Consider the following 7,544-nt stretch of genomic DNA (forward strand, 5'->3'; position numbering starts at 1 on the left):
GAGCGACTGTGGCGCAACGTCAAGCACGAGGATGTGTATTTGAATGGATATGAAACGATGGGCGAGCTTACGCTCGGCATGACGCGTTACTTCGATTTTTACAATAGCGAACGACCGCACCAGTCACTGGACTACCAAACACCTAACATCGTGTACGCCAGCGGGCATGGTGGAGGCGCTCTCATCGTCGACAAGTTTGGCTCTGGAAAAGACAAAACAGGGCAGCGCTGTTCCGCTGCAAGCGTGGATCTGAGTACAGCTTAAATCCAAACAAAAGCTGTCTTGACGGACGGGTCCACTTTAAGCTTTGTCCGAGAAGCTTGGCGTGAGCATCCGAACGCTATACCGGGACATCGCCAGTCTGCAAGCGCAAGGAGCAATGATCGAGGGGGAGCCGGGCGTTGGTTACGTTATGAAACCGGGTTTTATGCTGCCACCAATGATGTTCCGCTCAGAGGAACTCGACGCCTTGGTTCTTGGCATGCGCTGGGTGGCTGATCGCTGCGACAAGACCCTATCGGACGGCGCACTGAGCACGCTTGCGAAGGTAGCCGCCGTACTACCCACTGAGCTGCGTCGAGAACTGGAGGAATCGTCGCTGCTAGTCGGTGCGCCGTTGAAGAGACCTGCCCACAAGGTCTCGCAAGACCTTCTACGTGCCGCCGTTCGAGCGGAGCGAAAGCTTAATATTACTTACGCAGACGGCACCGGTAATGCATCGCAGCGTGTAGTTTGGCCATTTGCTCTGGTGTATTTCGACCAGGCCCGGGTGCTAATGTGCTGGTGCGAGCTTCGAGCAGATTTTCGGAATTTCCGATCGGACCGAATCTTGAACGTCGAGCAGATGGAGGAGCGCTACCCCAAAAGACGGTCAACGCTGCTTCGAGAGTGGCGTAAGGTCAATCACGTAGCTAGCCGCACAATACTGCCAGAATCTGACAGCATCGACCATTAGACTGAGTTTCCTTTCTTAGCCAGGAGCTCAAATGAAGTTCGCATCTGTTCGTGTTGTTACGCAGGATATTGAAGGTCTGGTCGAGTTTTACCAAAGGCTTTCCGGTCTCGGGGCTGCGCGGCCAGCTGAAGGGTTTGCTGAAATACAATTCGAAGGAGCGACGCTTGCGATTTCGTCTGAGCACCTGATTAAACTTTTTAATGTCGGTGCCGCCAGTGCGGCCGCGAACCAGTCGGCGATCCTGGAGTTTGAAGTGGAGGACGTTGACGCAGTTTTTGAACGAATGAATGCGTCGGGGGCAGACATCGTTATGCCGACAACGTTGATGCCGTGGGGCAATCGCTCGCTGTTGCTGCGTGACCCGGATGGGAATCTCGTTAACATATTCTCTCGACCAAAGCGTTGAGGAAACCCGCCGGACCACGGTAACTTCCCCGACTTCAGTTCCTCATCGCCGCCGCCCGTAGCTTCGCTGTTCGTTCATTTACGAACGGCCGTTTTAGGGTTACGCGAAGGTCTCTTCGGGGTCGGCTACGGAAGTTCGTCGTGCGGTCGACACGGGGGCACGGTGCTCGAACTGCGGGCTTCATCATCGCGTTTCGCCGCCGACCGGCCACTCGAATGTCATGACTCCGTCCGGGAACGGACCTTACCTGACTCGTCATAGACAACTATGTTGAATCCTTCGCTGAGTGCGGGCGGAACGAAGTACCGGGTGATCTGATCGTACTGCTCTTCTGATGTCCGGAACGGATGCTCGCCTGAAGCGTTCCTCGCCCTCAAACGAGCTTTGCAAATTTTATCGCTCACATCCAGATAGTGAAGCCGATGTTCGCACCCGGCAGTTCGAAACAAAGATTGCCCCCATGAACGGGTGTCGGTTGTATTAAACGGGAAGTCCAGGACCACTGACGCTCCCGCTAAAAGGAGGGATTGAATGTGGTCGGTGAGGACCGTCTTGATGCGTCCTGCGCAGCGCACATAGTCTGCCAGCGTATGGATTTCGTCCCAATAGAGACGCGCCATCCATACGTCCTCGCTGATCAGGACCGCCCGCTGAGCTTTCACCAAACGGGCGGTCAACGTGGACTTGCCCGAGGCAATTTTGCCGCAGACCATATGGAGAACAGCCGCGTCACACAATCCAACTCCGTCAACTAACCTGCTCTCACTCCTCATTTCCAGGCACTCCGATTAGGGCCCAGAAAGCGAAAACCCGCCTTCTGGGCGGGTTGTGATCGCGTATGGTCAACTCAATAGCTATCCCGCCGAGACTGTCGCGGCGTTAATAATCGAATTGACCCGGTATTGGTTCATGTGACAAAGCATAAAGCAGCGTGCGAAATGGGACAAGTAGGCGTCGCACTGGATCATTCGATCACCAAGGAATCACAATCGCAGACCGAACGGCAGCTAGAGCTCGACCAGCGACAGTGGCGGACGGCCGAGTCCGCGCAGAAAAGAGTTGGCCGCCCAGATTATTTCACTAACTGTGGCGGCAGTTTTTCACTTACCTGGCACAGTTTTCACTTTCAGTGGCACGCGAGAGCTCTGCTTTGGCTGCGTGCGACTACCTCCGCCATCGGACGAGATATTGCAGCAATTCAAAAAAATGTTTTGACACGGTCTGGGCCAGAAGCCGTCAGTCGATCGCAACATCTAGATCGTCAACAACTGACAGATCCCGCCGAAATCGCTGCCGCTTAAAGGCTTAGATGCCGACAGCAAGCTTCAGGAGTCGGGCAAACGAGGCGCACTTGGATGTTGCCGGGAGCCGCGCAATCGATTATAAAAGTGGAACCCGGTCACAAGCTGGGAGAACCCTTTTCTCACGTCTACCGTCGGACGATGCTATGTCACCGTTAAACGTAACGATGTTCTGACCGGCACAATAGAGCCGCCTTCTGCCGATTACTCCCGCTTTACGCGTTCGCGTCCTTGCACGCAGCGTTACCCAGTTTCTCTTCCCGTTACCTTTTGGCCTTCAGGCTTTTCTGCCGCCAGTCTATCTCGCGGGATCGCTTCGCTCGCGCCTAAACTTGTCCCCACTGACGAGTTAGCTCTATCGCACAACGTTCCAAGGCGATCGGTCACCCGGGTGCCGGAAAAACCACAACTCGAAGGCATCGAGAAGCGTTGGAGCCTGCATTGGGACGAACAGCGCACATACGCGTTCGATCGCTCCGCGAAGCGAGACGCCGTGTATTCGATCGACACCCCTCCGCCCACCGTGTCGGGCTCCCTGCATGTCGGCCACGTGTTCAGCTACACGCATGCTGACATCATCGCGCGGTTCCAGCGCATGATGGGTAAGACGGTTTTCTATCCAATGGGCTGGGACGACAACGGACTGCCAACCGAACGACGTGTGGAGAACTACTACGGCGTCGTCTGCGATCTCGATGCCGCCTATGATCCAGACTATTGCGCACCCAAAATCGTGCCGTCCCAGCGATCGTCGTTTGCTCGCGTTAGTCGGCGCAATTTCATTGAACTGTGTCATCGTCTGACGGAGCTCGACGAGATTGCTTTCCGCGATCTTTTCGCCCGCCTGGGGCTCTCGGTCGACTGGAGTCTGACCTACGCGACCATTGACGATCGCGCTCAACGCGCAAGTCAGCGCGCGCTGCTGCGAAACTTGCAACGCGGCGAACTCTATCGTCAACTGGCGCCGTGTCTCTGGGACGTCACATTCCAGACGGCCGTGGCCCAGGCTGAACTGGAGGATCGCGAGATCGGCGGCGCTTTTCATGATCTTCGCTTTGCAGACGACGATGGCAACGCCGTGGTGGTGTCCACGACGCGGCCGGAATTGGTGCCGGCTTGTGTGGCGCTGGTCGCACACCCCGAGAACGAGCGCTTTCGCCATCTAATCGGCAGGACGGTCCGCTGCCCGTTGTTCGGCATGGACGTGCTGGTCCGAACGCATGCGCTTGCCGATCCGGCGAAAGGCACCGGCCTCGCGATGATTTGTACCTTCGGCGACCTGACCGATGTGATTTGGTGGCGTGAACTCGATCTTCCAACACGCGCGATCATCGGTAGGGACGGTCGCGTGCAGCATGATGTGCCAGAGTGGATCGTGTCGCAGGAAGCTCGTGCGTCGTATCTGCAGGTGGCGGGATGTACGGTTGCCGAAGCGCGTCGGCGGATAGTCGAAGCATTGAAGGCGAGTAACGCCTTGATCGGAACGCCGCGGCCGATCAAACACGCCGTTAAGTTCTTCGAGAAAGGTGACCGTCCGCTCGAAATCATCGCGACGAGGCAGTGGTATCTGCGCAATGGCGGACGCGATTCGACACTTCGCGAGGACCTCTTGGAGCGTGGCAATGAGCTCCGCTGGTCTCCCAGCTTCATGGGCAGCCGCTACGCGAACTGGGTCGGCGGATTGAATGGGGACTGGCTCATCAGCCGCCAGAGGGTTTTCGGCGTGCCGATTCCGTTGTGGTATCCGCTCGATTTGCAAGGACAGCCTGATTTCGGCACGCCGATCTGCCCGGACGAGTCGTCATTGCCGATCGATCCTCAGTCGCACATTCCCGCCGGTTACAGAGAACATCAAAGAGGGCAAGCCGGCGGATTTATTGGTGAAACCGACATCATGGATACGTGGGCGACGAGTTCCCTCACGCCGCAGATCGCAGCCGGTTGGGAAGAAGCGAACGGGTGCTTCGACCAGGTATTTCCGATGGACCTGCGTCCGCAAGCACACGACATCATCCGGACGTGGCTGTTTTCAACGGTTGTCAGGTCGCATCTGGAAACGAATCAACTGCCGTGGAAGCAAGCAATGCTGTCAGGCTGGATTCTCGATCCCGATCGAAAGAAGATGTCAAAGTCGAAAGGCAACGTGGTGACGCCAATCGCGCTGCTCGACAAATACGGCTCGGATGGCGTGCGTTACTGGGCCGCACTGGGACGCCTTGGGATGGATACCGCGTTCGACGAAACGCAAATGAAGAACGGGCGGCGGCTGGCGATGAAGCTGTTGAACGTGTCGGAGTTTGTGCTCGGCTGCGCTCATCAATCCGAGCGCAGCATGACCGAACCGTTGGACCAGGCAATGATCGCGCGGCTTGCGAAGGTCGTGAACCTCGCTACGACTGCGCTTGGCTCGCTCGACTACAGCAAAGCGCTCGAACAGGCAGAAGCTTTTTTCTGGTGGTATTGCGACGACTACGTCGAACTCGTGAAAGGCCGTGCGCACGGTACCGGGGCTGGTGCGACGTCAGCTCATTGCGCATTGGCTGAATCTCTGTCAGTGATCCAGCGCCTCTTCGCGCCGTTCCTGCCGTTCGCCGCTGAGGAGAGCTGGTCGTGGTGGCAAGAAGCGTCGGTTCATCGCGCTCAGTGGCCGGATGCATTTTTGCTCGCCGTCCTCGCGGGGCCGGAAGCGATCGCCGACACCACAAATGTCGTCTCTGACGTGTTGCGCGAGATTCGACGTGCCAAATCGGAAGCGAAGGTGTCGATGAAAGCGGTCGTGGACCATGTCATCGTCAGCGATTCCGCGGATCGGCTGGCGATTCTGCGATCAGCGGAACGCGATCTGTGTGACGCGGGACAGGTCAAGCGGTTCGAAACGGCCTTCGCGGAGAGTTTTGGTATCAGCGTCACGCTCGCCTAGAAAGCACGGTTCAGGAGACGAGTTTGCGTCTCCTGACCGGGCTGTGACACGAGCATTCGCAAAGCTAGTCTCCACGTCGCTGCCGAGCCAAAGCTCGGAGAGGCGAAGCTGTCCGAGCAGTCGCGACGGCAGCCTCGCTGCGAGAGTGCCAGGGCAAGGGCGACCGGCTCGTGTCGGGGGCGACGGGCATGCAGCGGCCAGTTTAAGCCACTCGACCACTGCGCCTGAATTGCCAACAATATCGTGTCCAAGGAAGCGGAGCGAGTGAACTGCGTTGGTTTACTTGTCGCGTTTCTGCAGCGCTTTTTCGCGGCGCGCGACGCTGACACTAAAAGAACGATCGCGCCCGCCCCCATGGCGCAGGCTAAAAACAAGTCTTCATCCAATGCCAGTTCGCCGAGCCACTTCTGCACCCCATACGCTTCGACCTCCGCGAAGTCTTGCCGATCGACACCCGGCGCGCCCTTGTTCGAGCGACACTGGGCGTACGCATGCGCCAGCACATCCTCACGATAGATCTTGTCGTACAGCGCGTAGAAGCGATACCCGGCTTCTGCCTTCGCTTTCGCGTGTAACGCCATCTGCAGCTTCTGAACACGAATCGGAGTTGATAGGTTGCCCAATCTCCACGTCCTCACTACGTATTGCGTCTGTCTTGAACTGAGGCCCCTTTTCTCCACCAGCATTACACCGGCTTCGACGGTAATACGGGCCTCTCCGTCACCCCAAGGCGCCCGGCCTGTCCCTCGCGGGCGTCCGGTTGGTCATCCCTGACCACGCCAAGGGGCTTCCCGTGTTGCGTGCGCTTCCCTTGTGTGCATGCTGTCGCCACTACCCCGGCGCAGCGACTGGGCGTCCTGCCTGCTCGTTCACCCAGCCGTATCAGCCTTCCCCGATATGGCAGTCAGGTCGGCCTGCGCATCGTCCTTTTCGAGGCTTGCTCGGCGTTCACTCGCGTTACGGCCTGCACACTCGCGCTGTCACCGTATTTCGTGACACGCTTCACCGAAGGCTTCAACCGCTTCGTTACCTCCACGATTGCTCCGGTTGCTTCCGGCTGGAGCGGTTGCCGGGTGGGGCTTACACCCACTGGGAAAGCGCCGCCTTTGCACGGCGCACGCCAACAGGAGACATTCGACACGGGTGGTGGAATCGCTGACAATCTCGAATCACAACTCCTTCAATTTGCCGAACGCAGCACGATGACAGAAGACACTAACGATATCTCGGTGCTCGTCCGTGAGTTTTGGACGCTCATGGGTTCAAACGACTTTGCATCGGTGCAGGCGGTGTTAGGTGAGCAATTCATCCTTGAATGGCCCCAGTCGAACGAACTCATCCGTGGTGCCGCGCGGTTCGCACAGATGAACTCGGAGTACCCGGCGCAGGGTCCGTGGCGTTTCGCGGTGAACAGAGTCGTGGCTAAAACGGCTAGCGAAGCAGTATCCAATGTGACGGTTACCGATGGATCTATGACCGCGCGAGCCGTATCGTTTTTCTCAGTCGAAGCTGGCAAAATCACTCGGATCGTTGAATATTGGCCGGAGTCATATGATGCCCCCGCCAATCGTGCGCATCTTGTCGAGCGCATCGAGTAGGTTAGCGCGTATCGCCGGCGTTGTGCCGGCTAGACCACCGCCGCGAACCGGCCATGGGACTAAACCGCTCGCGCGGTAGGCCCTCCGTTTGAGGCATGTGGTTTTTCGGAGGGACCCGGCTTGGTTTCCTATGTTGATTGATGAGGCGATCCGCCTCGTTACTCGACAGGAGCCGAGCTATGACGACATCCACCGAAGTTATCAGCCCGTTACGCCAGCGCATGATGGACGACATGCGCATGCGTCGCCTCGCGCCGACCACGCAATCCAACTACCTTCGCGTCGTACGCGAGTTCACAGTCTTCCTCGGACGCTCGCCCGACACCGCGACCGTTGAGGAATTGCGACGCTACCAGTTGCATCT

General features: G+C 57.8%; 8 protein-coding genes. 6 read left to right on the forward strand and 2 right to left on the reverse strand.

All coding sequences use genetic code 11. The features are described 5' to 3' along the window. From BSU04_RS11640 to BSU04_RS11650, 3 genes are all read left to right on the forward strand, one after another. Positions 1 to 264 (forward strand): integrase core domain-containing protein (locus BSU04_RS11640; protein ID WP_256982232.1); only part of this gene is annotated, 264 nt, incomplete at its 5' end. Positions 265 to 307: 43 nt separating this feature from the next. Beyond that, positions 308 to 955, forward strand: a complete 648-nt coding sequence (locus tag BSU04_RS11645) for a helix-turn-helix transcriptional regulator (protein WP_256982536.1) — start codon at positions 308 to 310, stop codon at positions 953 to 955. Positions 956 to 986: 31 nt separating this feature from the next. After that, the gene (locus tag BSU04_RS11650; RefSeq protein WP_089160762.1) at positions 987 to 1,361 is read left to right on the forward strand and encodes a VOC family protein; all 375 of its coding nucleotides are present in this window, start codon (positions 987 to 989) and stop codon (positions 1,359 to 1,361) included. Positions 1,362 to 1,579: 218 nt separating this feature from the next. On the opposite strand, the gene BSU04_RS11655 is transcribed toward BSU04_RS11650, so the two are convergent. Next, positions 1,580 to 2,098: an AAA family ATPase gene (locus BSU04_RS11655; protein WP_306427185.1), complete on the reverse strand. Its 519-nt coding sequence runs from the start codon at positions 2,096 to 2,098 to the stop codon at positions 1,580 to 1,582. A gap of 955 nt (positions 2,099 to 3,053) precedes the next feature. Here BSU04_RS11655 and valS point away from each other — a divergent pair. Further along, entirely contained in the window at positions 3,054 to 5,582 is a 2,529-nt protein-coding gene (valS, locus tag BSU04_RS11660) for a valine--tRNA ligase (RefSeq protein ID WP_089160764.1), read from the forward strand. Here the strand turns inward: valS and BSU04_RS47505 are convergent. After that, a complete protein-coding gene (locus tag BSU04_RS47505; RefSeq protein ID WP_256982541.1) occupies positions 5,579 to 6,205 on the reverse strand; it encodes a hypothetical protein in 627 nt (208 codons plus the stop codon). The genes valS and BSU04_RS47505 overlap by 4 nt on opposite strands. A 579-nt stretch (positions 6,206 to 6,784) precedes the next feature. On the opposite strand from BSU04_RS47505, the gene BSU04_RS11670 reads away from it, so the two are divergent. Continuing rightward, positions 6,785 to 7,180: a nuclear transport factor 2 family protein gene (locus BSU04_RS11670; RefSeq protein WP_089160765.1), complete on the forward strand. Its 396-nt coding sequence runs from the start codon at positions 6,785 to 6,787 to the stop codon at positions 7,178 to 7,180. A gap of 179 nt (positions 7,181 to 7,359) precedes the next feature. Further along, the coding region (locus tag BSU04_RS11675; RefSeq protein WP_179258184.1) for a phage integrase N-terminal SAM-like domain-containing protein at positions 7,360 to 7,544 on the forward strand (185 nt) is incomplete at its 3' end.

This window comes from Caballeronia sordidicola, assembly GCF_002220365.1.
Lineage (GTDB): Bacteria > Pseudomonadota > Gammaproteobacteria > Burkholderiales > Burkholderiaceae > Caballeronia > Caballeronia sordidicola_C.

What these genes read in the sequence shown, in the direction of transcription:
- BSU04_RS11670 (WP_089160765.1), top strand. Translation starts at nt 6,785, where the DNA reads ATGACAGAAGACACTAACGATATCTCGGTGCTCGTCCGTGAGTTTTGG.
- BSU04_RS11650 (WP_089160762.1), top strand. Translation starts at nt 987, where the DNA reads ATGAAGTTCGCATCTGTTCGTGTTGTTACGCAGGATATTGAAGGTCTG.